A 24,756-nucleotide genomic window follows, 5' to 3' on the forward strand; every position below is an offset into this window, starting at 1 on the left:
AGAATGTGCGGAGGAAGCGGCGACAACGGGGGGACGCATCATGATGTTGAGGCGGCGACTGACGCTGTTGGCGGTGAGCGTCGCAGCGGCACCGCTGGCGCTTGGCGCGTGCACCGGCGACCGCAGGACCGGGCAGCCCGCCGAGGCGCGCGCAAACCCGGAGCTGTCCGTGACGCCGGCCGAGGGCACCCGCGACGTGCCGATCACCGGGGAGATCGGCACCGTGGTCAAGCACGGGCGGGTCACCGCCGTGCGGATCACCGACGACAAGGGCGCGGCGGTCGCGGCGGAGCCCCGGGAAGACGGTAGCGGCTGGGTGCCGAGCCGGACACTGGAGCCGAAGCGGACGTACACCGCGGAGGTCACCGCGACCGGCGACTCCGGAAAGACGGTCACCCGCCGGACGACGTTCACGACCCAGCCCAAATCATCCAAACCAGCCATCGTCAGCACTTTGTATTTCGCCGGTGATCGGACGTACGGAACCGCTATGCCGGTGACCGTCGCCTTTGACCCGCCAATTCCCGAAGAGGCGCGGGCGGATGTGCAGCGCCGATTGTTTGTGAAAACCGACCCGCCGCAGCCGGGCACCTGGTCCTGGGTGTCCGACGGCAGCCAGGTCTACTACCGGGCGCCCGATTTCTGGCGGCCGGGTACGACGATCAAGGTTCGTTCGGCGCTGGAGGGCCTGCCGATCGGCAAGGACAGCGTCGGTGACGCCGACCGGCGGGCCACCTCGAAGATCGGTCGGCAGGTCGAGTTGGAGATCGACAACGCGACCAAGCAGATGTCGGTGATCCGCGACGGCAAGCTGTTGCGCAAACTGCCGGTCAGCCTCGGCAAGCCGAGCACACCGACCTCCAGCGGCAAGATGGTGATCATGGAGAAGCACGACTTCACCACGTTCGACACCCGGGGCTCGGCCGATCCGTACGTGGTCGACGTGGAGGACGCGCAGCGGCTCACCTGGGGCGGCGAGTTCATCCACGGCGCACCCTGGTCGGAGGGGGATCAGGGCTACACGAACGTCTCACACGGCTGCACCAACCTGTCGGCGGCCAACGCGGACTGGCTGATGGGTGTCACGCAGGTCGGTGACCTGGTCACCGTCAAGGGCACCGAGGTCTCGCTCAACGAGGGCAACGGCTGGACGGCGTGGAACGTCAGTTGGGAGCAGTTCGCCAGGGGCAGCGCGCTGCCGGTGCCGGCCGGCCTGCGGCCCACGCCCACCCAGGCGCCGGACCCGGGGGCGGTCGCCGGAGGCTCGCCCGAGCCGCAACCGTCGGCGAGCGGCGGCTGACCCAGGCGTACGCCGGGCCGCCCGCCGTGGGTCGGCCCGGCGTCTCCTCGCGGCTGGTCACCCGGGGGCCGGGGTTGCTCCCTAGGGTGGAGCCGGGCGGCCGGCGGGTCATGCCCTGGGCTTACCCGGAACCACCTCTCAGCAGGGTGGAAGTGTCGGTGGTGGGGGATAGGTTCGTCGTATGCGAGAGCGCGAGGAACGGTTCCACGTCGAGACCGTCGTGTCCGGCGACGCGGTGTGCGTTCGCGTGGTCGGTGTGATCGACATCGCCACGGTCGCGGCGTTCCGCGCCGCGCTCTGGGCGGCCCCCACCCGCACCGAGTTGCGGGTGGATCTCTCCGGGGTCCGGCTGCTCTCCGCGGCCGGGGTCCGCACCCTCGTCGCGGCCCGGCTCTGGGTGCGGTCGCAGGGCGGCAACCTGGTGCTGGTCGACCCGCCGCCCTTGGTGGAGCGGGTGCTGCGGGCCACCGGCCTGGGGCGGGTCATCCCGGTCGTCGGCGGCACGCCGGAGCGGGTGCTCGCCGCGGCGTGAGGGTCGACGCCGCCCGGCCGCCGGTGCCGGCATGCCGGTAGGTGGGTAGCGGGCGTCCGGCGCCGGGCACGGGGCCGGCGCCGGACGCCCGATGTCAGCGGACGCCGAGCAGGTCGACCACGAAGACCAGCGTCTCGTTCGGCTTGATGACGCCGCCGGCACCCCGGCTGCCGTACCCGAGGTGCGGCGGGATGGTCAGCCGGCGACGCCCGCCGACGCGCATCCCCACCACGCCCTGGTCCCAGCCGGCGATGACCCGTCCACCACCGAGCGGGAAGTCGAACGGCTCGCCCCGGTTCCAGGAGGCGTCGAACTCCGCGCCGGTGGAGTGGGACACACCGACGTAGTGCACCCGGGCCACCTGCCCGGGCTGGGCCTCCGGGCCCTCGCCCACGGTGATGTCCTCGATCACGAGGTCGGCCGGCGGGGTGCCCTCGATCGGGCCGATCTCGGGCTTGCTCGCTGCCTGGTTCATGCGGATTCTCCTGGTGCGTCGGTTCCGGTCAGCACCATCCTGCCGGATGCTCCGGCCCGGTGCGCGACGTGCACCGACGCGGCCGATCCGGACGGACACGGTGTCGGCGGGCGCCACCCGTGGGTGACGCCCGCCTCGGGGAGGTGATCAGGGTCAGCGGAGCCAGCCGAACCGCTTGACGATCGGCAACCGCGCCCAGGTGCGACCCAGCCCCCAGGTGTCACCGGCGTTGGTCACCGCGATCAGGGCCAGCACGCCGGCGTAGACGAGGTGGTCGTCCATGAAGGGGTTGTTCTCCGGCGGCAGGACGGCCGTCCACATCAGCACCAGCAACAGGCCACCGGTCGCCGCGGCGACGCGCACCCCGATGCCGAGCAGCAGTGCCGTACCGATGGCGGCCAAGCCGATCATGAAGAGCCAGTCGGCCCAGGCGGCTCCGGCGATGCCGTTGTAGAAGCCCTGGAACGGGCCGGCGGCACCGAAGCTGAGGAAGCCCTTGGTCGGGCTGCCCCCGTTGATCCAGGCGTTCTTCGTCTCGGTGGCGAAGCCCAGGCCGAACACCTTGTCCAGGAAGGCCCAGAGGAAGACCCAACCGAGCGCCAGGCGGAGCCCGGCGAGCAGCCAGCGGGCGGCCCGGGTACGGAGGTTCTGGTCCTGGCTGGTCTCGGCCACCGGGGTCTCGGCGGCGGTGTTCCGCTCGATCATCGCGGTCATCATGTCCACGTCCCTTCTCTGCTTCGCACCGCGTGTCCCGGTGGCACTTCCATTGGACGTGGGGAGGGCAGGTGGCGATCAGGGCCGGCGGGCCGTTACCGGCCGGGACCTTCGGCCCCTGTTCGTCGGGACCGCTGACACGGGCCGGCCGGCACCGGGGACGCCCGCCCGGGTCAGTGGGCGACGTACAGGTCGGCCAGTTGCGCGGCCAACAGTGCGGGAGCTTCGGCCAACGAGGGCCCGTACCAGGTCAGGTGGCGGCCGGACAACAGGGCGCAGGGAACCCCGGGAAACGCCTCGGGCCCGTCGTCGCGGGTGAAGCGGTACGGCTCGTCCGGCAACACGACGAGCTCGGGTGCCTGGTCCCGCAGCTGCGGCAGGCTCGGCCGCGGATAGCGCTGCGGCTGGTCGGCGTACGCGTTGGCGACGCCGAGCCGCCGCAGCAGATCCCCGGCGAACGTGTCGGCGCCGAGCACCACCCAGGGACGCCGCCAGACCGGGACCACCGCGCGTCGGAGGACCGGGGTCGCCGGTAGCGCGGCCCACTCGGCACGAGCCTGGGTCAGCCACCGCGGTTGCCCTACGCAGCCCAGAGCGCGCAGCAGCTCGGCCAGCTCGGTCAGCGCACCGTCCACGGTGCGCGGATAGGTCACCCGGACCGGTACGCCGGCCGCGGCCAGGGCATCGGCGTCCGCACGCCGATTCTCCTCGACGTTGAGCAGGACCAGGTCGGGGCGCAGCGAACGGACCCGATCCAGGTCCGGGTACTTGGTGCCGCCGACCCGTGGCACGTCCAGGTCCGCCGGATGGGTGCACCAGTCGGTGGCGCCGACCAGCAGCCCGGGCAGGGTCGTCGCCACCGCCTCGGTCAGCGACGGCACCAGGGACACCACCCGCACCGTTGACCTCCTCGGCCCGGCCGCCGGGTGACCGCCGTCGACCATCGTCCGGTCACCGACGGCCCGCCGGGGGAGCCGCCGGCATGATCGTCATCCTAGACTCGGTCGGCCGGCGGGAGGAGACCCTTGTCGAGCCGGTCGCGTGCCGCGGTCCGGTCCAGCGGCCGCCGACCCGCCAGGAGAGGTTGGGCAGGACTCATGGGTACCACGATGGACGGTGACCACGACCGCGAGCTGGCCCCGGTGGCGGAGAACGCGGGTCGTGGACCAGTGCTGGTCCGGGGGGAGCAGCGGGTGCACGCCGGCCTGCGCCTGGGTGAGATCGTCCGGCGGCGCCCACCGGGTCTCACGGCCAGCCAGTGGAACACCGCCAGCCGGACGCTGTTCGACCACGTGGTCTGCACGGCCGCGACCGGACGGCCCGAGTTCGCCGTCGAGTTCCACGCTCCGTCGACCGACGCCACCGCCAGGCGGGCCGCGCGGACCACGCAAGCCGTCGCCGCCGCGACCGGCCTGCCGCTGCTGCGGATCGTCTCCGCCACCCTGCGTACCGCCGGACACGGGCCACGGATCGTCGCGTACCTCGTCGACGCCCGCCGGTACGCCGCCGGTGCCGCCGGCTCGGACGTGGTGGCGGTCGGATTCCGGGACATCGTGGGCCGACTGCCCGACGGGCGCGAGGGCGCGGTCAACGACCTCGGCGCGCTCGCCCGGGTCGAGGCGGTGCAGGCGTACGTGGCGCGACGACTGGCCGACCCCATCCTGCGCGGGCTGCACGTGCACTGGACGCGAGGTCCGGCCGAGGGCTGGAGCTGGGCCGAGGTGCGTCCGGGTCAGCTGCTTGTGGAACGGGTGACCACGCAGGCGTACGGACTCTCCTGCGGCGTCGAGCCGTCCCGGTTCGCCGAGGACCTGGCCGTCCTCGCGGTCGGGGAGCGGTTGCGGACGGTCGAGGCGGGTGAGCCGCCGTTGCTGCCACGCGAGGATCTGCTCGCCGACATCCGGCGGCTGCGGGACCGCCGTGACGAACTCGTGGGTGACTTCGCCTACGACCATCTGCTGCCCGCGGTGACCGCCTCCTGAACGGTGCCGGTCCGGGCGGACGGTGACCGGCCGGGCGCGGAAAGAAACATCGAAAAAAAGTCCGCGGCCTTTGAACCGCCGTCGGAGCGGGCCCGTACCTCACCGCGAATGGACAGGAACTCCCCAACCCGCACCGGCAGGCGCGGGAGACGGTGCGGAAAGGGCATCGTCGTTCGTCGACGTGCCACCGGCGCGTTCAGGCGGTCACCGTCGAGCGTGCCACCAAGATTCCGTTCGGTCCGTCGAGTCACGAATCAGGAACCGGATCGAGAAGGAGAGCAATTCGATGCGCAGGTCAACCCGGTCGCGCCGACCAACCGGTAACGCGCGGACCAAGCGACTTCTGGCCGTTGGCGCCACGCTCGCTGTCTTCGGCGGCGTCGTCGCCGTGACCCAGATCTCGTCGGCCGGTGACCGACGGTCAAACCAGCAGCAGCGACCGGTGGCGGCCGAATGTGTCGAGCCCAGCCCCGGCGCCACCGCGCCGACCGCTCGCGGCGCCACCACGACCCGCACCTGGCAGAACGGCCGCTGGGTGGTCAACCACTGGGGCGACGGGCAGCAGACCGTCGAGGAGTGCCAGGAAACCCGCGACGGCACCGATGACGCGACCACCGGCGCCCTCGCGGTGGCCTGCCCGGACGTGGTCAGCCGACTGCCGCAGGTGCCCGACCGGGCCCGCGCCGAGGTCGACCGCAACCTGAACGCGTTGCAGACCCAGATCACGGAGGCCGACGAGCGGCTCGCCAGGGAGGGCGACCGGGGCGAGGGGTTCATCCGTAACGCCATCCTCAACCCGCTGGCCAGCAAGCGTCGGGCGACCCTCGGCCGGATCACGATCGCCATCGACCGCTTCGGCCCCCGGCCGCGCGGCCTCGGCAACCTCGCCACCTGCCAGGTGCAGCCGGTCGACAACAACAACGGCGGCAACAACGGTGGCGACAACAACGGCGGCGACAACGGTGGCGACAACGGCGGCGGCAACAACAACGGCCTGGATGTGCTGGCGAACAACTGTGACAACAGTCAGCTCCAGGCGCACGACGGTTTCCAGAACGGCAACCGCTGCATCAGCACCGCCTTCGGCGAGGTCGGCGCCGCGGCCAACAACCCGTCGCTGCTGATCACCGACTTCCCGCAGGAGATCAACCGCAACGAGGGCTTCTCGATCCAGGTCAGCACCCGCAACCTCGTCCGGGACCGGTTCCTGCCGGCCGGGCAGGGCGGCTACTACCTGGAGAGCTCGCTGCTCAACGGGCAGGGCCTGACCCGTGGCCACTTCCACACCGCCTGCCGGATGCTGAACAACACCGACGAGGCGCCCGCGCCGGAGCCGGTGCCGGCCTTCTTCGTCGCCACCGAGGACGGTGGCGGCGGTGCCGAGCCGGACCAGGTGACCATCCAGATCCCGGGCCTGCCGGACTCGGGTATCGCACAGTGCGCGGTCTGGGCCGGTGACGGTTCGCACCGCATCCCGATGTCGGAGCGGGCCAACCAGACCCCCGCCTTCGACGCGGTGCGTATCCAGGTCAACTGACAGCGAACACGCGGCGGGGCCGCCCGGAATTCCGGGCGGCCCCGTCACCTGCCGGAAAGCCGAGCAAACCTGTGGTGACCGGCCCCGGGCCGCGACATACCCGACGCAAACCGTTCCGAGCGGTATTCTCGCTGCTCAGCGGTTCTTGTACGCCTCGGTCACCTCGACCGGGATGCGACCCCGCTCGGAAATCTTGTAGCCGTTCTGGATCGCCCATTCGCGGACGGCGCGGTTCTGCTCGCGGTTCATTCCGGGGGTGCCTGAACCGATGGTACGACGTGGGTTACGGCCCGTGTCGGCGGCGCCACGGCCGAGCCGCCGGCCGGCATTGATAAACGGATCCAGCGCCTTGCGCAGGACGCCCGCGTTCTCGTCGGAAACGTCGATGGTGTATGCCACGCCATCCAGGCTGAACTCGACCGTGCGGTCGGCCTTTCCGCCGTCGAGGTCGTCGGTCAGCACCGTGATTACTTGTTTGGCCATCGTGGATTACTCCCTGTGTCTGGCGGGGTGTGCTCAAAGTTTGACTGATCGTCCGCCAATTGCGCAACAAAAGCGCTTCCGGCGGCGGTTCGCGTTTTGCGCGGCATCGGAATCCCCGATTTCGGATCTGCTCCGCGTGGGCACGGCTCGCCGCGGCGGCCGGTCGGCACCGCCGCGGCCGGTGGGCTGTGTGCCGGGTCACACCGAGGAACAACCTGGGCCTGCCGTGACTTGAGCCAGACACGCTCAACCCAACGCGATAGCAGGTGTTCGATGGCAACTCTTCCGGTACTTCCACTGACCGACGCCGTGCTGCTGCCCGGCATGGTCATCCCGGTGACCCTCGACCCGACCACCCAGGCCGCGGTCGACGCGGCCCGGGCCACCGGCGACCGCCGGCTGCTCGCCGTGCCCCGCCTGGACGGCGAGTACGGCTCCGTCGGCGCGATCGCCACGATCGAGAAGGTGGGGCGGCTGCCCAGCGGCGAACCCGCCGCGGTCATCCGTGGCCTGTCCCGTGCCCGCATCGGCTCGGGTGTGCCCGGCCCCGGCGCCGCGCTGTGGGTCGAGGCGACCGAGATCGACGAACCCGCCCCCGCTGGTCGGGCCCGCGAGCTGGCCCGCGAGTACCGCGCGTTGATGACCTCCGTGCTCCAGCAGCGGGGCGCGTGGCAGGTCATCGACGCGATGGAACGGATGACCGACCTCTCCGAACTGGCCGACTCGGCCGGTTACGCCTCCTGGCTGAGCCTGGGGCAGAAGACCGAACTGCTGGCCGCGCCCGACGTCACGGCCCGGCTGGAACTGCTCGTCGGCTGGGTCAAGGACCACCTGGCCGAACAGGAGGTCACCGAGCAGATCAACTCCGACGTCCGCGAGGGGCTGGAGAAGTCGCAGCGGGAGTTCCTGCTGCGGCAGCAGCTCGCCGCGATCCGCAAGGAACTCGGCGAGGACGCCCCGGACGGTTCGGCCGACTACCGGGCCCGCGTCGAGGCCGCCGACCTGCCCGAGAAGGTACGCGAGGCGGCGCTGCGCGAGGTCGGCAAGCTGGAACGGGCCAGCGACGCCTCCCCGGAGGCGGGTTGGATCCGTACCTGGCTCGACACGGTGCTGGAGATGCCGTGGAGCACGCGTACCGAGGACAACACGGACCTGGCCGCGGCGCGGGCCGTGCTCGACGCCGACCACGCCGGCCTGGCCGACGTCAAGGACCGCATCCTGGAGTACCTGGCGGTGCGCAACCGGCGCGCCGAGCGTGACCTCGGGGTGGTCGGCGGTCGTGGCTCCGGTGCCGTGCTGGCCCTCGCCGGCCCGCCCGGCGTCGGCAAGACCAGCCTCGGCGAATCGGTCGCCCGGGCACTCGGTCGGACGTTCGTCCGGGTCTCCCTCGGCGGCATCCGGGACGAGGCGGAGATCCGGGGACACCGCCGCACCTACGTGGGCGCGCTGCCCGGCCGGATCGTGCGGGCGCTTCGCGAGGCGGGCTCGATGAACCCGGTGGTGCTGCTCGACGAGGTGGACAAGGTCTCCGTGGGGTACGCCGGCGACCCGGCCGCGGCCCTGCTGGAGGTGTTCGACCCGGCGCAGAACCACACCTTCCGGGACCACTACCTGGAGGTCGATCTCGACCTGTCCGATGTGTTGTTCCTGGCCACCGCCAACGTGGTGGAGGCCATCCCCGGTCCGCTGCTGGACCGGATGGAACTGGTCACCCTGGACGGGTACACCGAGGACGAGAAGGTGGCCATCGCCCGGGATCACCTGCTGCCCCGGCAGCGGGAGCGGGCCGGGCTGACCGCCGACGAGGTCGACGTGGACCCCTCGGCGCTGGGTCGTATCGCGGGGGAGTACACCCGGGAGGCCGGCGTACGGCAGCTGGAGCGTGCCCTGGCGAAGATCATGCGGAAGGTGGCCGTGACCCTGGCCGACGACCCGACGCCCGCCCGCGTCGGCGCCGACGACCTGGTCCGCTACCTCGGCCGGCCGAAGCACACGCCGGAATCGGCGGAACGCACCGCGACACCTGGCGTGGCCACCGGCCTGGCGGTCACCGGTGCCGGGGGAGACGTCTTGTTCATCGAGGCGACCAGCATGGATGGCGAGCCGGGGCTGACCCTCACCGGCCAGCTCGGCGACGTGATGAAGGAGTCGGCGCACATCGCCCTGTCCTACCTGCGCGCCAACGGCCGTCGCCTCGGCCTGGACCCGAACGCCCTCGCCGGGCGGCGGATCCACCTGCACGTCCCGGCGGGCGCGGTGCCCAAGGACGGTCCCAGCGCCGGCATCACGATGGTCACCGCCCTGGCGTCGCTGGCCAGCGGCCGACCGGTACGTCCCGAGTTCGGGATGACCGGCGAGGTGACTCTCTCCGGGCGGGTGCTGCCCATCGGCGGCGTGAAGCAGAAGCTCCTCGCCGCGCACCGGGCCGGACTGACCGAGGTGATCATCCCGGCCCGCAACGAACCGGACCTGGACGACCTGCCGACCGAGGTTCGCGAGGCGCTGACCGTGCACACCCTGGCCGATGTCGCCGACGTCCTCGCGCTGGCGCTGCGCCCGGTGGACATCGACGCGGTGTCGCTCGGCGGCGATGGTCAGCGTCTGACCGCAGCCTGAGACACACCCGTGGGGGCCTGGGCAGGTCGGTCCAGGCCCCCACGGGGTTTGTGCGGCGGAGTACGGCGATCAGTCCGGCAGATTCTTGATGATGGCCTCGGTGACGGCCTTGGTGCTGGCGTTGCCGCCAATATCCCGCGTCAGTAGACCCTGCGCGGTCGTTGCCTCGATGGCGGCGTTTATCTTCTTTGCCTCGTCGGGCAGGCCGAGATGGGTCAGCATCATGGCGGCGCTGCCGATGGCGCCGATGGGGTTGCAGATTCCCATTCCAGCGATGTCGGGTGCGGACCCGTGCACCGGCTCGAACATGCTCGGATACCGACGTTCGGGATTGAGGTTGGCGCTCGGGGCGAGGCCGAGGCTGCCCGCCAAGGCGCTGCCGAGATCAGAGAGGATATCCGCATTCAGGTTGGATGCGACGACCACCGAGAGGTCCTCGGGGTGCAGGACGAACTTTGCCGCCATAGCATCCACCAGAACACTCTCGGTCTCGACGTCCGGATAATCGGCGGCAACCCTCCGGAATGTGTCGTCCCAGAGGACCATGCCGTACTGCTGTGCGTTGCTCTTGGTGACGCTGGCCACTTTCTTGCGGGTCCTGGTCCGGGCAAGATCGAACGCGAACCGCATGATCCGTTCGCACCCGACCTCGGTGAACAGGGCAGACTGGACGGCAACCTCTCCGCCCGCACCGCGGGCGGAAAGGTTGCGTCCGCCAAGGCCGGCGTATTCGCCCTCGGTGTTCTCGCGTACGACGACCCAATCGAGTTCGACGGTGTCGGCCTTGCGCAGCGGGCTGGTGATGCCCGGCAGAAAGTTCACCGGCCGCACATTCGCCCAATGATCGAAGCCTTGGCAGATGCGCAGGCGGAGACCCCACAGGCTGATGTGGTCAGCCACGGTGGGCCACCCTACGGCGCCGAAATAGATGGCGTCGAAGTTGCGCAACTTTTCCAGACCGTCATCGGGCATCATGACTCCGTGCTCGGCATAGTAGTCCGAGCCCCACGGGAACTCCTCCCAGTGGAATCCGAAACGGCCACCGGAGCGCGCTTCCAGCGCGTCGAGGACGTCCCGTCCAGCGGCGACTACCTCGCGACCGACACCGTCGGCGGGAATGGCGGCGATACGGAAACGGTGCTGATTGCTCATGGCAACTCCGGCCTCGTGGCAGTTGGTAGGCACAAATCAGTGAACCCGGATGTTCCATAGGCGTCCAACACCGCTATCCGATCGGTTGCATTGGCGCAGCCTATGAATCCCGCCGCACTACACCTCGCAGCTGTGGGTGTGCTCGCCGGCCGTCATGCGCTGCTTACCCACGAACGCCTTGACCGCGCGGGGCCGGCCCAGCTTGATCCGGTCCAGGGCCTTGATCCTGTCCTTTTTGCTCTTATCGCGCCACGTGTCGTCGTCGGTGTCGAAGGCGAGCGGCTGCAGATAGTCGACCGGGTCGATGACCCACCGCACGTGCGGCCGGTCGGCGTCCGGCACCTCCATGAGGTCCATCTGTTCCAGGTAGCCGGCGTACACGGCCAGGGAGCAGCCTTCCCGCGTCCGGGTGCCCGAGGTCAGATGGTTCGGCACGAAGATGCGTGGGTGCAGGACCGACTGGTAGTGGATGAGGTCGCGCAGGCCGTTGTTGGTGTAGTTCGCCGTCGACGCGGTCGCCAGGTGCAGGTCGGTCTGGGGAAGCGACGCGAGGCGGCCACGGATGCGCTCGCCGTCCTCGGGAGTGCCGGACCAGCCGTTGCCGATGCCCTCCTTCAGGGCACCCGCGGTGTTCTGCCACCCGAAGCTGAAGTTGCTGCCGTGCCGCAGGGTGATGTGGAAGTAGATGCTCACGGTGCCGCCGGAGCCTCCGCCGGTACGCAGGTTCATCTGCCCGGGCTGCGGGCTGGAACCCGGAGTGAGGGATGTGCCGGACGGGAAGAGCGCCGCGTCGCGCGGGTCGACGAGGATCTCGGTACGCGGTGGCGGGTACTGCGGGTCCTGCGGCACCGCGACCGAGTGCAGGTGCCGGAAGGCCACCACCTGGGCGTAGGGTTCGAGCACGTCGAGCCGGATCATCTCGGTGCCGGGAACGGAGTCGGCGCTGGTGACCGGCACGGTCCGGAGGACGGCGTCGGCGGGGATCCGGGTCTTCTGATCAGCGTTGACCAGCGGGTCAGCCTTCAGCCGGGCGAAGTCGGCGGCCAGCACGGCACAGGTCTCCTCCGAGGCGTAGATCGTCGCCCCGGTCATCGCCGCGATGTACGCCGCGTTGTCGGCGTGGTCGCCATGCCCATGACCGAGCAGGATGGCGTCCGGGCGGGCATCGATGAGGTCGGCGATCACCAGCGGCGTCCGGCCCCGTTCCACCTCCAGCCGGCTGATGAACGTGTCGAGGTAGACGAGCCGTCCGCCGACCGCCACGGCGAACGACGAGTTGGACAGCCAGGATGTGATGACGCGTTCCTGGGGAAAGGCGCCGGTCCGAGGATCGACGTTCTCCGGGCCGAACAGCCGCAACCGGGCGGCGATGCCGGCATCCGAGAGGCGTCTGCCGCCCTTCAGCGGTGCCCAACTGGTACCGAGGTGGGAGGCGAAACCCGGGGCGGCGGCGACTGTCGAACCGATGGCGACGCCGGACACCGCGGTGGCCGAGGCGAGGAACAACCTTCGTTTCATTGCTTCTCCTCATTGCCTGGTGCAGGCACGGAGTAGGGACGGGGAAGGTGAGGGTGCTCGCGGGTGGGGCTGAGATCGACTCACTCAACCAATGTGATCGCCGCCACGTCCAAGACCGGTGTCCTCTGGACGCGATAGCGCGCTCCTATGAGTCGTCGCGTCGCGCCTGATCAGCCGCGACGCTCGCAGCTACAGCACCGCCCGCCGACGTCACCCGGTGAGATGGTCCCGAGCGATCCGTCGGCCGATCTCGGTGAGCAGCTCGGCGGCGTTCGACTGGCATCGGTGGACGTCCGGTTCGACGCTGGTGAGCAGGTAGACACCGGCGAAGCCGGCGGCGGCGAGTTCGGCGGCGTCGAGCGTCGACTGACCGGCCACCGCGACGACCGGCACACCCGCGGAGCGTGCCGCGGCGGCCACCCCGACGGGAGCCTTGCCGGCGAGGCTCTGCCGGTCGAGCTGACCCTCGCCGGTGATCACGAGCCGTGCGGTGGCCAGGGCCGGGGCGAAGTCGGTCAACTCCAGGAGAAGCTCGATACCCGAGCGGACGCTCGCGCCGAGGGCCAGGGCGGCGAATCCGACCCCACCGGCGGCGCCGGCCGAGGGCGACGAGGCCAGTCGCGTACCGGTGCTCTGCTCCACCACGGTCGCCCACCGGGTCAGGGCGTGTTCGAGGTGGTGGACCTGCGCGGGGTCGGCACCCTTCTGCGGACCGTACGTCGCGGCTGCGCCCCGGGCACCGAGCAACGGGTTGTCCACGTCGGCGGCCACCGTCACGGAGACGCCCTGGAGCAGTTCGCGGGCCGGGTCCAGGTCGACGGAGGAGACGTCGGCGAGCCAGCGACCACCGCGCCGGACCTCCCGCTGATCGCCGTCGAGCAGCCGGGCGCCCAGTGCCTGGAGCAGGCCGGCGCCGCCGTCGGTGCTGGCGCTGCCCCCCAGACCGATGACGAGTTCCCGGCAGCCGTTGCGCACCGCTGCGGCGACGACCTGCCCGAGCCCGTACGACGAGGCGTCCAACGGCGCGGGAACGTTGTCGGGTAGCCGGCTGAGCCCGCATGTGTTGGCGAGTTCGACCACCGCGGTCGTGTCACGGGCCGCGTAGCTTGTCTGCACGGTGCAGCCGGTTGGCCCGTCGACCGTGACCGGGATCCGCTCGAAGCCGGCGGCAGTCAGGACCGCGAGTGTGCCATCCCCACCGTCGGCCATCGGCCGGCATCCGACGTCGAGTTCCGGACGTACGTCCTGCAGCCCGGCTCGTAGAGCCTGCGCGACCCCTGTCGCGTCCAGGGAGCCCTTGAACTTGTCCGGTGCCACAAGACATGTTGTCCTGCTGGTGGGCACGGTGCCTCCCGGGGTTGCTGCTGCACGATGGGCTGCCGGATCGGTAGCCCCATCAACCTTGGGTTGGCCCCGGTACGGCGTCCAACACGCTGGGTCTACCACTCCCATAGGTGGGGCCTATCGGACTGGCTCCGGCGAGATGGACCGGAGTCGGGTCGATTTGGTACGCGACCGACGAGGCCCGGCCCGGGTGCCGATCCGGTCTGTCAGGCGACCGGCCGATCACGTCTCTCGGCGCGGTACGCCTGGGCGACGTCGATGAACGCTCGGGCGGCGGGCGTCAGCTGGGTGCGGCGACTGACCATGACGACCCGGAGATGCGCCGTGGGGCGAATTGGCAGCACGTCAGCGCCAGCCCTGATGGCCAGATCTTTCCAGGCGGCGGGCAGGATCGCGTCGGCCACCCCGGCAAGGACGAGTGGCAGGATCGACGTACGGTGGGCGACCTCGGCGACCAGCCGGGCCTGGCTGCCCTGGGCCAGGATGTGATCGACGAGCTGCCGCATGAGGGAACCGGGCTGCGAAGCGATGAGCCGGTGACCGTCGAGATCGTCGGCGGTGACATGGTCACGCCCGTGAAAGGGGCCACCGGGAGCGGTGAAGAGCATCAGCGGCTGGTCCTCCAGGGCCACGATGTCGAGCTCCGCGACCCGGACGAGGTCAGGCGCACCGAGCAGGCCGATCTCGACGGCCCCGGTCCGCACGGCGTCGATGACCTCGTCGGGTACGAAGGCGGCGTTGACACTGACGGTGACGTCTGGATGGGCGGCGGCGAATCGTTGCATGATCGGTGCCAGCGGCTGGATGCCTGCGGAGGGCATCGAGGTGATCTCGACCCGGCCTCGGGCGACTCCCTTGATGGCGTCGATGGTCGCCTGGGCCGTGGCCAGGTCCCGGATGACCTGTCGGGCCGGGCCGATCAGTTGCTTGCCGGCGTCGCTGAGTACCACGCCGCGGCCGACCCGGTGGAACAGGGCAACGCCCAGCTCGCGTTCGAGGCCGGCGATGGCCTGCGACAGTGACGGTTGCGCGATGTAGAGCCGTTCGGCGGCCTTGCCGAAGCCCTCGGCATCGACGACGGCGAGAAAGTAGCGCAGCTGGCGGGCGTCCATCGCCGGTCAGTGCCGGGCACCGCTACGACGCCGCAGTGGTCGGTGGCGGCCGTCGTCGGATACAGCCATGGTGAACCTGCGGTGTGTCATGCGCGCACACCTTTCGCCGAAGTTCATGATCAGATCTTCCTGACCTGCCGACATGCAACCAGGCTGACGCCGATAGGTCCAGTGCCGGTTCGCGAGGGATCACATAGGTGACGCCTACTGGCGAGGATTCCTCGGCCGGACGGCTCTGCATCACCGACGTACGGACGAGTGAGCGCCCTCGGGTGGGCGTCAGCCCCGCAACGATAGGCACGACCTATCGGTTGGATCGATGCAGCGTCTTGGACGTCACTATGACCGCCGAGTTAACTGTTGTGCTGCAGGACACAGTCAGCTTGGAGACAGCAGATGCCGCGATCCCCGCCACCCCCACTGGACCTGTCGAAATGCAGGGCGACGTGCGAGCGTCAGGTGCCCTGAAGGTTGGATCGCCATGACCGGCTCGCTCCCGTGCCCGTCCGGTCGGTGACTCCGACGCAGCACGGCGTCGTCCGCGGAACCTGCGGCTAGGACGCAAGCGGCGCGAGACCTGTCCAGGTCGGCCCCGACTGGCGTGTCAGCGCGCCGACGAACGGACCCGACCGTTCCAACACCACGGCCACCAACCGGAGCCAGTCGCCTAGCCGACGAGTCCAAGGGAGTCCCTGCATGGTTCAACCGTCCCCGCCGCGTACCGAGCCGGAACGGAGCGTGCCGCACCCCGGCGAGCGACCGGACACGCTGCTCCGCGTGTCTCACGCGTCGATCGGCTATCGGGTCAACGGCGCCTTCACCCGAGCCGTGGCAGACGTGAGTTTCGACGTCGCCGCCGGCGAAACGATCATGTTGATCGGCCCGTCCGGATGCGGAAAGTCGACCCTCCTCAAGACCATCGCGGGATTCCTGGACCTCGCCGACGGCACGATCACCGTCGCCGGGCGACGCACACTCGCTCCCGGGCCGGACCGCGCGGTCGTGTTTCAGGAGTTCGACCAGCTGTTTCCCTGGCGTGACGTACTGGACAACGTGGCGTACCCGTTGCGCCGCAACGGCCGCACAAAGGCCGAAGCGGAGCAACAGGCTCGTCGCTATCTGGAGATGATGGGGCTGAGCCGTGCTCTCGACCGCCACCCGCACCAGCTCTCGGGTGGCATGAAGCAGCGGGTGGCGATCGCGCGTGCGTTCGCGCTGGAGCCCGTCATGCTGCTGATGGACGAGCCGTTCGGCGCCCTGGACGCCCTCACCCGCGCCCGCCTCCAGGCCGAACTCAACGCCATCGCGAAGCGTACCGGGGTGACCATCCTGTTCGTCACCCACAGTATCGAAGAGGCCATCGTCCTCGGCGATCGCGTGGTCGTGCTGACCGACCCGCCCTCGGTCGTCCGCGAGGTTGTGACGATCACCGAGGAGGCGAAGGTGGTCGGTTCAGAGCAGTACCGAAGCGTGCGGACACACTTGGGCAGCCTGCTGCACCGGGATGGTAAGGAGGCAGACGAGGATGTCGCTGAGTTCACCGACTGAACAACAGACGATCGCGCCGGCCGGGGGGACTCCGGCGCCGCCGACGACCACCACCGACGCCGCGCCGCGGCGGGTGCGGGACTGGCGGTGGGGATCGATGCCGGTATGGCTGCGACGGGTGCTCGTTGTCGTCCTGCTGCTGACCGGTTGGCAGCTCTACGTCACGGTGTCGGGCGTCAACCCCCTGCTGTTCTCCTCGCCCGCGGACGTGGGCAAGGCCCTGGTCGCCGGATTCCAGAACGGCGAGCTGCTCCGATCGACCGGCACCACGATGCGGGTCCTGCTGCTCGGCATGCTCTTCGGCAGTCTGATCGCGGTCGTGCTGACCACTCTCGCAGTGTGGACGCGTTTCGGGGAGGACGTCCTCGTCGTCTTCTCCTCGATGCTGAATCCATTGCCATCGATCGCTGTGCTGCCGCTGGCTATCCTGTGGTTCGGGCTGAGTGAAACGGCGCTGGTCTTCGTGGTCGCCAACGCGGTCATCTGGCCGATTGCCATCAATGTCAATACCGGTTTTCGGACGGCGAACCGCACGATTCTGGCGGTGGGGCGCAACATCGGCCTCAAGCGCTGGCGCATGATTTCCGAGGTGCTCTTTCCCGCCGCTCTCCCGCACACCATCTCGGGGGTGAAGACCGCCTGGGCGTTCGGCTGGCGCACCATCGTCGCCTCCGAACTCGTGTTCGGCGTTGCTGGCGGTGGGGGCGGCCTCGGCTACTTCATCAACAACAGCCGTTACTACCTCGACATCCCCGACGTTTTCGCCGGCCTGGTGACGATCGCTGTCATCGGTCTCCTGATTGACATGGTGTTCATTCTCATCGAGCGGCGTACCGTCGTGCGATGGGGCATGAAGACGTAGCCGGCTCGCCGACCCGTCGGCCTTCCGGTGACCACCACCGCAGGTGGAACGCAACTGTCCACCGCACACCCCCGTCCACTACCAGCAAGACAAGGTGGGGTTCACTTCATGACTTCAACCAAGCCTCGAACCGCTCGGCGATCCCGTTTCACCGCCGTCGCCGCACTTGCCGCGCTCCTGCTGACCTCGACCGCGTGCGGTTCGGACGAAGCCACCGAGCAGGCCAGTGACGGTATGCCGGCCAAGGTCACCATCGCGTACCAGCCGGGCCTGTCATACGCTCCGCTCATCCTGCTCAAGCAGAGCGGCACCCTGGAGAAGGAATTCCCCAACACAACGTTCGAGTGGACGGAGTTGTCGTCCAGCGCCGCAGTGCAGGACGGCATGATCTCCGGCGACATCCAGGTCGGCGCGGGTAGCGCGGCGCAGATGATTCTGGCCTGGGACAAGGGCGTCGACTGGCGGTACCTCGCCTCACTCAACGACGCGGAGCTGTGGCTGATGGCCAAGGACGAGCGTCTCAAGTCTCTCAGTGACTTCACCGGCTCCGACAAGATCGCAATGCCCTCGTTGACGTCTATCCAGGCGCTGGTCCTCCGCAAGGGAGCCCAGGCGCAGCTCGGTGACGCCAAGGCGCTCGACACCAACATCGTGCCGATGTCTCACCCGGACGGCTTGCAGAATCTGGTCAGTGGCCAGATCGCCGGGCACCTGACCTCACCGCCGTTCCAGTTCGACGAGCAGGATCAGGGCATGCGCGTCGTCCTGAAGAGCAGTGACCTCTTCGGGCCGATCATGTTCAACGGCGTGTTCATGATGAACGAGTACTACGAGCAGAACACCGAGTTCTCGACGAAGTTCTATTCGATCCTGGAGAAGCAGATCGGCGCGCTCGCGGACAACCCGGCCGCGGCGGCGAACGACCTCTCGACGAACTCCGGCGGAAAGACCTCGCCGGAGAGCTTCGAGAAGTACCTCACCAATCCGGCGATCACCTACACGACCGAACCGCACGGTCTCCAGGACATCGCCGGTTTCATGAAGGAGATCGGAATGATCTCGAAGACCCCGGGCAGCTGGAAGGACCTCACCTTCCCCACCGTCCACGAGAGTGCTGGCAGCTGACAGCACGACCCGTATATCCCGCGCGGTGACCTCGCCGTCGGCGGTCGCTTCCGGCGACCGCCGACGGCTCGTCGTGCCCCAGTGACCGGCAACGGACGGCGCTGCGGTCAGCGGCGCTCGTCGCGGTCCCGGCGGACGGTGGCCTTGCGACCCTTGATGGTGCTTCCCCGCAGCCCGGCGATGACCTCGTCGGCGACAGTGACAGGCACCTCCACCAGGGAGAATCGATCGGCGATCTCGATCGAGCCGATGTCCCGGCCCCGGACCCCGGTCTCCCCGGTGATCGCGCCCACCAGATCCTGCGGGCGCACCCCGGCCCGCCGGCCCACCCCGATGAAGACCTGGGTGGTGCCGGCGGTGCGGGGCCGCGCCGGTCGGCGCTCGCCCCGGCCCTCGTACCCCGCCGACCGGCCCTCCCGAGGCGGGCGGACCGCGACCTGCGGGATCTCCTCCTCGGCCTCGTCGGAACCGGGCAGCGTCGCCTCGTGGGCCAGCTTCACGGCGGCGAGCGCCACCTCCATCAGGTCGAACTCGTCGCTGAGCGTCTCGACGATCACCCGGAATGGGTCCAGGTCGTCCTCCAGCAGGCTTTCCCGCAGCGCGGCCTGGGTCAGCTCCAGCCGACGGGTCCGAAGATCGGCGACCGTGGGGATCTTGTCGATGGTGATCCGCTGCCCGGTGACCCGCTCGATGGTCTTGAGCATCCGGTGTTCCCGGGGCTCGGCCAGGGTGATCGCCACCCCCTCCCGGCCGGCTCGGCCCACCCGACCGATGCGGTGCACGTACGACTCAGGTGCCGACGGCACGTCGAAGTTGACCACGTGGCTGAGCTGCTCGACGTCGAGCCCACGGGCCGCCACGTCGGTGGCGACTAGCAGATCGGCGGTGCCGGCGCGCAGCCGCCCCATCACCCGGTCCCGCTGCTCCTGGCTCATGCCGCCGTGCAGCGCCTCCGCCCGGTAACCGCGACCGTTCATCGTCTCGGTGAGCCGGTCCACCTCCTCCCGGCTGCGACAGAACACGATCGCCGCGGTGGGCGACTCGACGTCCAGCACCCGCCCCAGCGCCGCTGGTTTGTGCGCCCGCGCCACCAGGTACGCGCTCTGCCGTACCCGGGGCGCCTCACCGGCCACCGGCTGCTCGCGGGCGATCAGGATGCGCACCGGATCGGTCAGGTGCGCTCGGGCCATCCCGTCGATACGCGCCGGCATGGTGGCCGAGAACAGCACCGTCTGCCGCTGCTCGGGGGTGTGTTCCAGGATCGCCTCGATGTCCTCGGCGAAGCCCATGTCGAGCATCTCGTCGGCCTCGTCCAGCACGACCGTGGCGAGATTGCCCAGCCGCAGCGTGCCCCGGGCGATGTGGTCCAGAGCGCGACCGGGAGTGGCCACCACGACGTCGATGCCGGCGTCCAGCGCCCGCAACTGTCGACCGATCGGCTGCCCACCGTAGATCGGTAACACCCGCGCACCGAGGTCCTTGCCGTAGCGGTGGAACGCCTCGGAGACCTGCACCGCGAGTTCCCGGGTCGGCACCAGCACCAGCGCGTGCGGGTCGTCCCCCGCCCGGTCGTCGGGCATCCGCTGCAACAGCGGCAGGGCGAACGCCGCCGTCTTGCCCGTTCCCGTCGCCGCCTGCCCGAGCAGATCCCGGCCGCTCAGCAGCGGTGGGATCGCCTCCCGTTGGATCGGCGTGGGCTCCTCGTACCCGAGCCCGGCGAGCGCGGCGAGCAGTTCGGGCCGGAGGCCGAGTTCCGTGAAGGCGGGCGGCTCGGTGGACGGGTCGGGCAGTACGGACGTGGAACTCATGGGTCAAGCCTTTCATCACGCCCACCGGTCCGCTGCGGCGACCACCCGAAGATGTGTGCGGGGCCGCCGACGGCGGCCCCGCACACCCTGCCCGGTCCCGGTCATCCGGTGAGCAGCGCGAGGATGATGGTGATGCCCAACACGGCGTCGATGACCGCGCAGCACTCGGCGTAGGCGCGCGGCACCACCCGCCGACGGCGGTGGTGGAGCAGGTCCCAGCCGGCATGGGCCAACCAACCGAGCGCCACGAGCCAGTGCCCCACCGTGCCGCCCGCCAGCACGGCGACCAGGGCCAGGGCGGACCAGCCCGCCAGGCCGGCGAGTTGGAGCCGGAGGTTGCCGGGCACCTCCCACTGGCGGCGGATCGTCCCGATCACCAGGTAGCCCACCGGCAGCACCAGCAGCGTGTACGCGCCGAGCAGGGTCGGCGAGGCCCAGTTGTCGGCGGTAAGCAACACCGCCAACCCCGCGGGCCAGCGGTGCGCCAGCACCCGTGCCAGCGGGCGTCCGTCGGCAGGCCGGCCGTTCGGGTGCCGTGCGTACTCGGTGGGTCGTCGTAGCATCGCCACCGCCATCGCCGGCACCATCAACAGGTGTGCGCCGACCAGCAGGAGGTCCGCGTCGAGTAGTCCGGCCCGGTGACCGACCAACAGGAGCAGCACCGGCGCGTACATGGCCAGCACCATCTCGCCGATCGCGGTGAGGGAGTGCTTCCGGTACACCATCCAGGCGGCCATGCCGATGCCCATGTCGGTGGCCATGAGCAGCGCACCCGCCCCCGGGGACGCTGGGGCGAGCCCGAGCACCGTGCCGAGGGCGGCTCGCGCCGGACCGAGCACCAGCATGCCGGCCACCATGGCCAGCACCATCTCCAGCAGGTGCCGGGCCAGCGGCCGCAACCGAGCGGCACGACCCGGCCCGGTCGGTCGCCCGGATGCCATGGTCTCGATGGAACTGGATCCCGGGATGGTCGATGTCGCTGCGGTTCTGAGTTCTGCCATGTCACCGAGCCTGGTGGCGGCGGTGCGGGGCGACCATCCCCGAGTTGTCACCGGTCGGCCGGGTGGAACGCCCGGCGCAACCGGGCGGACCGGCGGGTCCACCGGTGCGGCGGCGCGCTCTACCCTGGCGACCGTGGTGACCGGGGTGTTGGTTGCGGGCGGCGGGCGGACGCTGTCCCGCGCCCGGGCCGCGACCCTGGTGTCACTCACCTCGGGAATGGCCGCCACCCTGCTCCTACCGGCGGTCGGGCTGACCAGGGAACCGGACGCCTGGCGGGCGGCGGCGGGCACGGTCGGGCTGTCCGCGTTCGCGCTGGTGCTGGCGGTGGCGTTGTACGCGGCGGTCACCCCGGCGCCGCCCGTCCGGCTGCGCCGGTGGTTGCTGGCCGGGTACGCCGCGGTGACGGTGCTCAGCGTGCCGCTCGTCGCGCCGGTCGCCGGTGCCGCGTGGCCCACCTGGGCGTGGCTCGGCGCGGCGGTCGTCGGCGGGCTCGCGTTGCTCGCACCGCTACGGTCGGTGCTGCCGGCGGCGCTGGCCACCGTGGCGATGTCCGGGGCGGTGGCCGTGCTCACCGGCACCTCCGTCGGGCGCTCGGTGCTGCTCACCGGCTCTGTCGGCGTCGGCATCGCGCTGGTGAACGGCTTCCAGGTCTGGTTCTGGCGGTTGCTGGTGCAGGCCGAACAGGGGCGGGCGGCGCAGGCCCGGCTGGTCGCCGCGCAGGAGCGGTTGCGCTTCGCCGCCGACGTGCACGACCTGCTCGGACATCACCTGACCGTGATCGCCCTCAAGTCCGAGCTGGCCGCCCGGCTCGCGTCGGACGACCCGGTGCGCGCCGGCCGGGCGGCGGGCGAGGCGCAGCGGTTGGCCGCCACCGCCCTCACCGAACTACGTCGTACAGTGCACGGTTACCGTCGGATCGACCTGACCGAGCAGCTCACCGCCGTGGCGGAGGTGCTGCGCTCGGCCGGGGTGCGGTGCACCGTCGTACCACCCGCCGGTGAGCTGCCGTCGGAGACGGCGACCCAGCTCGCGGCGGTGCTTCGCGAGGCCGGCACCAACGTGCTCAGACACAGCCGGGCGGGCTGGTGCCGGATCGAGTTCACTGAGGAGGAGCAGGTGACGCGGATGATCGTGACCAACGACGGGGTGCCCGACACGGCCACGCCCGACTTGCACAGCCACGGGCTCCGCGGGCTGGCCGAGCGCCTGACCGGCACCGGTGGGCAGTTGCGTACCCGGTGCGCAGACGGTGTGTTCACCGTCGAGGCGACCGTACCGACCGTCGCATGATCCGGGTCCTGCTGGCCGACGACGAGGAGCTGATCCGCACCGCTCTCGCCGCGCTGCTCGATCTCGAAGAGGATCTGTCGGTCGTCGCCCAGGCGGCCGACGGAGAGGCGGCGGTGACCGCCGCTCTCGCCCATCGACCCGACGTGGCGGTGATCGACCTGACCATGCCCCGGCGGGACGGGTTCCAGGTCGCCACCGAGCTGGCCCGGGCGCTACCGGCGTGTGCGGTGGTCATCCTCACCGGCCAGGGGCGGCCGGCGCACCTGACCCGGGCGCTCGGCGCGGGCGCCCGAGGCTACCTGCCCAAGGGCGCGCCGGGTGGCGCGCTGGCAGACGTGATCCGTCGGGTGCACGCGGGTGGCCGGTACGTGGACCCGGCCCTCGCCGCCGACGCGCTCACCATTCCGCCCTGCCCGCTGACCCCGCGGGAACTGGAGACGCTGCGGCTCTCCGGCGACGACGCCCCGGTCGCCGCGATCGCCCGACGGGCACACCTGTCGCCCGGGACGGTGCGCAACTACCTGGCCCTGGCGGTGCAGAAGCTCGGCGCGGGAAGCCGGGCGGAGGCGCTTCGGATCGCGCGGGACAACGGCTGGTTGTGATCCGCCCGTCGCTGATCCCGGAAGGCTGGCCGGCCCTGACCTAGCATCGGGTCGTGACAGTCACGGTGTCGGCCGGCGGCCCGCAGCAGGCTCTCCTGCGGCGGGTGATCGCGTACTTCGCGGCCAACGGCGTCGGCGACACGAGTCTGCGTACGCTCGCCGCGGAGATCGGCACCAGCCACCGGATGTTGATCTACCACTTCGGCTCGCGTGAGGGGTTGCTCACCGCGATGGTCGAGGCCGTCTGGCGGACCCAGCAGGAACTGCTCGAATCGCTGCTCCGCGAGGCGATGGACGACCCGTACGAGGGCGCCTGGCGGTTCTGGGTCCGGCTCGCCGACGACCGGGCCTTCGCGCCGCTGTTCTTCGAGATGTCGGCGGCGGCGATGCAGGGGCACGGGTGGGCCGGTGCGCTGCGTACCTGGATCACCGTCTGGACCGACCGGCTCGGTCGGTTCTTCGAGCAGGTGGGCCACCCGCCCGGGCCGGCCCGGACGCAGGCGCGGATGGCGATGGCGATGACCCGGGGCGTGTTGTTCGAGTTGGCGCTCACCGGTGACCGGGCCACCGCCGACGCCACCATGGCGGCCTTCCTGGAGTCCACGCGTCCGACCAGCCGAGCCGGGTGACCTCTCGCCGCGGCCGGTGACCCGGTGACGCGTCCGGTCGTGGGTGGGCTCAGTGGTGCGGGCGGTGCACCTCGGTGGAGACGAACCGGGCGAGCTCCGCCGCGAGCCGGCGGGGCTGGTCCTCGGGTATCAGCGTGTAGCTGTCGTCGATCTCGACCAGCCGGCCCCGCCGAAACAGTGCCGCCAGCCGGGGCCCGTGCGAGCGGGGCATGAGCTTGTCCTCGCGGGCCCAGACCACGAGGACCGGTCGGTCGAACGACGCCACCCGGTCGGGCAGGGCCCGCAGTTCCGCCTTCGGCGGGGTGGACAGCGCGAAGGTGCGCAGGTCCCGTCGGATCGCCCGGTCCCGCTGCGCGGGCCGGAACCAGGCGTCCATCACCTCGTCGGGAATCGGGTACTTGCTCATCCATCCCCAGGCACCGGGGGCGCGGCGGAACCAGCCGAACCGTTGCAGGTGCATCGACAGCCAGAGCGCACCGGGCAGTCGCGCGCTCTTCGCCACCGCCTTGCCCGGTCTGCCCGGTGGGAAGTTGTCGAACGCCTCGCAGGCGACCAGCACCAGAGCGGCGATCCGGTCGGTCGGACCGTCGGCCACGAGGAACTGCACGCCACCCCAGTCGTTTGCGACCAGGGTCACCTCGCGCAGGTCCAGCGCGTCGAGCAGTTCTCCCACGAGCGCGGCGACGCCGCGGTGGGTGACCAGCTCCGGTCGGGCCATCGGTCGCCGGTGGCTGCCGAGCGGCAGCGTGGGGCAGACGCAGCGCACGGTGGGCCCGAGTTCGGTGACCACCCGACGCCACAGTGTCGCGTCCATGTTCACCCCGTGCAGCAGCACCAGGACCGGTCCGTCACCACCCGTGTCGGTGTAGTCGATCGTCCCGGCGGTCAGGGTGATGGTCGGCATCGACCGGGCCTCCTGTCGATCGACCGTACCTCCGCGGCACGGCCATGTACCGAATGGTACATGGCCGTGCTCGGTCGGGTCCGTTCTGTCCGTCGCCGAGGCGGTGCCCGCCCACCGGCGTGTTCTGCCACGCCTTAGGGGGATACGGGAGTATTGCTCGTACTCATCCGGATCGGTGACGTTACTTTCTGTTACGAGCGATCATCGCGGCGGCAGAGAGG

General features: G+C 70.4%; 22 protein-coding genes. 11 read left to right on the forward strand and 11 right to left on the reverse strand.

The window, feature by feature from the left end:
• Positions 1-40: 40 nt before the first annotated feature.
• Entirely contained in the window at positions 41-1,300 is a 1,260-nt protein-coding gene (locus O7605_RS22870) for a L,D-transpeptidase (RefSeq protein ID WP_269741059.1), read from the forward strand.
• Positions 1,301-1,481: 181 nt separating this feature from the next.
• Positions 1,482-1,832 (forward strand): STAS domain-containing protein, encoded by a 351-nt coding sequence (locus O7605_RS22875; protein ID WP_269741060.1) that lies wholly within the window; start codon positions 1,482-1,484, stop codon positions 1,830-1,832.
• A gap of 94 nt (positions 1,833-1,926) precedes the next feature.
• Here the strand turns inward: O7605_RS22875 and O7605_RS22880 are convergent, their stop codons facing one another.
• The 3 genes from O7605_RS22880 to O7605_RS22890 form a co-directional block, all read right to left on the reverse strand.
• Positions 1,927-2,307, reverse strand: a complete 381-nt coding sequence (locus tag O7605_RS22880; RefSeq protein ID WP_269741061.1) for an FKBP-type peptidyl-prolyl cis-trans isomerase — start codon at positions 2,305-2,307, stop codon at positions 1,927-1,929.
• A 153-nt stretch (positions 2,308-2,460) separates the two neighbouring features.
• A complete protein-coding gene (locus O7605_RS22885; RefSeq protein WP_443084001.1) occupies positions 2,461-3,021 on the reverse strand; it encodes a hypothetical protein in 561 nt (186 codons plus the stop codon).
• Between the two features lie 173 nt (positions 3,022-3,194).
• A complete protein-coding gene (locus tag O7605_RS22890; RefSeq protein WP_269741063.1) occupies positions 3,195-3,920 on the reverse strand; it encodes a helical backbone metal receptor in 726 nt (241 codons plus the stop codon).
• 198 nt (positions 3,921-4,118) lie between these two features.
• Between O7605_RS22890 and O7605_RS22895 the strand changes: the two genes are divergently transcribed.
• Together O7605_RS22895 and O7605_RS22900 are read left to right on the forward strand one after the other, a co-directional pair.
• A complete protein-coding gene (locus O7605_RS22895) occupies positions 4,119-5,003 on the forward strand; it encodes a DUF2726 domain-containing protein (RefSeq protein WP_269741064.1) in 885 nt (294 codons plus the stop codon).
• A gap of 286 nt (positions 5,004-5,289) precedes the next feature.
• Entirely contained in the window at positions 5,290-6,540 is a 1,251-nt protein-coding gene (locus O7605_RS22900) for a hypothetical protein (protein ID WP_269741065.1), read from the forward strand.
• Between the two features lie 135 nt (positions 6,541-6,675).
• Here O7605_RS22900 and O7605_RS22905 read toward each other — a convergent pair whose 3' ends face one another.
• Entirely contained in the window at positions 6,676-7,023 is a 348-nt protein-coding gene (locus O7605_RS22905; protein ID WP_164447337.1) for a histone-like nucleoid-structuring protein Lsr2, read from the reverse strand.
• Between the two features lie 273 nt (positions 7,024-7,296).
• Here O7605_RS22905 and lon point away from each other — a divergent pair, with 273 nt between their 5' ends.
• Positions 7,297-9,639, forward strand: coding sequence for an endopeptidase La (gene lon, locus O7605_RS22910; protein ID WP_269741066.1), 2,343 nt, complete (start codon positions 7,297-7,299; stop codon positions 9,637-9,639).
• A gap of 69 nt (positions 9,640-9,708) precedes the next feature.
• On the opposite strand, the gene O7605_RS22915 is transcribed toward lon, so the two are convergent.
• The 4 genes from O7605_RS22915 to O7605_RS22930 all read right to left on the reverse strand — a co-directional run bounded on the left by O7605_RS22915 (position 9,709) and on the right by O7605_RS22930 (position 14,765).
• Entirely contained in the window at positions 9,709-10,791 is a 1,083-nt protein-coding gene (locus O7605_RS22915; protein WP_164447335.1) for a tartrate dehydrogenase, read from the reverse strand.
• A gap of 117 nt (positions 10,792-10,908) precedes the next feature.
• The gene (locus O7605_RS22920) at positions 10,909-12,309 is read right to left on the reverse strand and encodes an MBL fold metallo-hydrolase (RefSeq protein WP_164447334.1); all 1,401 of its coding nucleotides are present in this window, start codon (positions 12,307-12,309) and stop codon (positions 10,909-10,911) included.
• Between the two features lie 210 nt (positions 12,310-12,519).
• Complete coding sequence (locus tag O7605_RS22925) at positions 12,520-13,626, reverse strand: glycerate kinase (protein WP_208020873.1); 1,107 nt, start codon at positions 13,624-13,626, stop codon at positions 12,520-12,522.
• A gap of 233 nt (positions 13,627-13,859) precedes the next feature.
• A complete protein-coding gene (locus tag O7605_RS22930) occupies positions 13,860-14,765 on the reverse strand; it encodes a LysR family transcriptional regulator (RefSeq protein ID WP_164447332.1) in 906 nt (301 codons plus the stop codon).
• A gap of 696 nt (positions 14,766-15,461) precedes the next feature.
• Between O7605_RS22930 and O7605_RS22935 the strand changes: the two genes are divergently transcribed.
• From O7605_RS22935 to O7605_RS22945, 3 genes are read left to right on the forward strand one after another with little or no spacing between them, the layout of a single operon-like run.
• On the forward strand, positions 15,462-16,313 hold the full coding sequence (locus O7605_RS22935; protein WP_164447331.1) for an ABC transporter ATP-binding protein: 852 nt from the start codon (positions 15,462-15,464) through the stop codon (positions 16,311-16,313).
• Entirely contained in the window at positions 16,291-17,175 is an 885-nt protein-coding gene (locus O7605_RS22940) for an ABC transporter permease (protein WP_164447330.1), read from the forward strand. The genes O7605_RS22935 and O7605_RS22940 overlap by 23 nt, the downstream gene beginning before the upstream one ends.
• A gap of 27 nt (positions 17,176-17,202) precedes the next feature.
• Positions 17,203-18,300 carry an ABC transporter substrate-binding protein gene (locus O7605_RS22945; RefSeq protein WP_164447329.1) on the forward strand — a complete coding sequence of 366 codons (1,098 nt, stop codon included), beginning with the start codon at positions 17,203-17,205 and terminating at the stop codon, positions 18,298-18,300.
• Positions 18,301-18,407: 107 nt separating this feature from the next.
• On the opposite strand, the gene O7605_RS22950 is transcribed toward O7605_RS22945, so the two are convergent.
• Complete coding sequence (locus O7605_RS22950) at positions 18,408-20,108, reverse strand: DEAD/DEAH box helicase (RefSeq protein ID WP_269741067.1); 1,701 nt, start codon at positions 20,106-20,108, stop codon at positions 18,408-18,410.
• A 101-nt stretch (positions 20,109-20,209) separates the two neighbouring features.
• A complete protein-coding gene (locus O7605_RS22955; RefSeq protein WP_269741068.1) occupies positions 20,210-21,049 on the reverse strand; it encodes a hypothetical protein in 840 nt (279 codons plus the stop codon).
• Between the two features lie 193 nt (positions 21,050-21,242).
• Here O7605_RS22955 and O7605_RS22960 point away from each other — a divergent pair, with 193 nt between their 5' ends.
• Genes O7605_RS22960 through O7605_RS22970 form a run of 3 tightly spaced genes read left to right on the forward strand, consistent with a single transcriptional unit; the run spans position 21,243 to position 23,631 of the window.
• Positions 21,243-22,400 carry an ATP-binding protein gene (locus O7605_RS22960; protein WP_269741069.1) on the forward strand — a complete coding sequence of 386 codons (1,158 nt, stop codon included), beginning with the start codon at positions 21,243-21,245 and terminating at the stop codon, positions 22,398-22,400.
• Positions 22,397-23,002, forward strand: a complete 606-nt coding sequence (locus O7605_RS22965) for a response regulator transcription factor (protein ID WP_269741070.1) — start codon at positions 22,397-22,399, stop codon at positions 23,000-23,002. The genes O7605_RS22960 and O7605_RS22965 overlap by 4 nt, the downstream gene beginning before the upstream one ends.
• A gap of 53 nt (positions 23,003-23,055) precedes the next feature.
• Positions 23,056-23,631 carry a TetR/AcrR family transcriptional regulator gene (locus O7605_RS22970; RefSeq protein WP_269741071.1) on the forward strand — a complete coding sequence of 192 codons (576 nt, stop codon included), beginning with the start codon at positions 23,056-23,058 and terminating at the stop codon, positions 23,629-23,631.
• Between the two features lie 49 nt (positions 23,632-23,680).
• On the opposite strand, the gene O7605_RS22975 is transcribed toward O7605_RS22970, so the two are convergent.
• Positions 23,681-24,535 carry an alpha/beta fold hydrolase gene (locus O7605_RS22975; protein WP_269741072.1) on the reverse strand — a complete coding sequence of 285 codons (855 nt, stop codon included), beginning with the start codon at positions 24,533-24,535 and terminating at the stop codon, positions 23,681-23,683.
• Positions 24,536-24,756: the final 221 nt, after the last annotated feature.

The organism is Verrucosispora sp. WMMA2121 (assembly GCF_027460185.1).
GTDB classification, from domain to species: Bacteria; Actinomycetota; Actinomycetes; order Mycobacteriales; family Micromonosporaceae; genus Micromonospora; species Micromonospora palythoicola.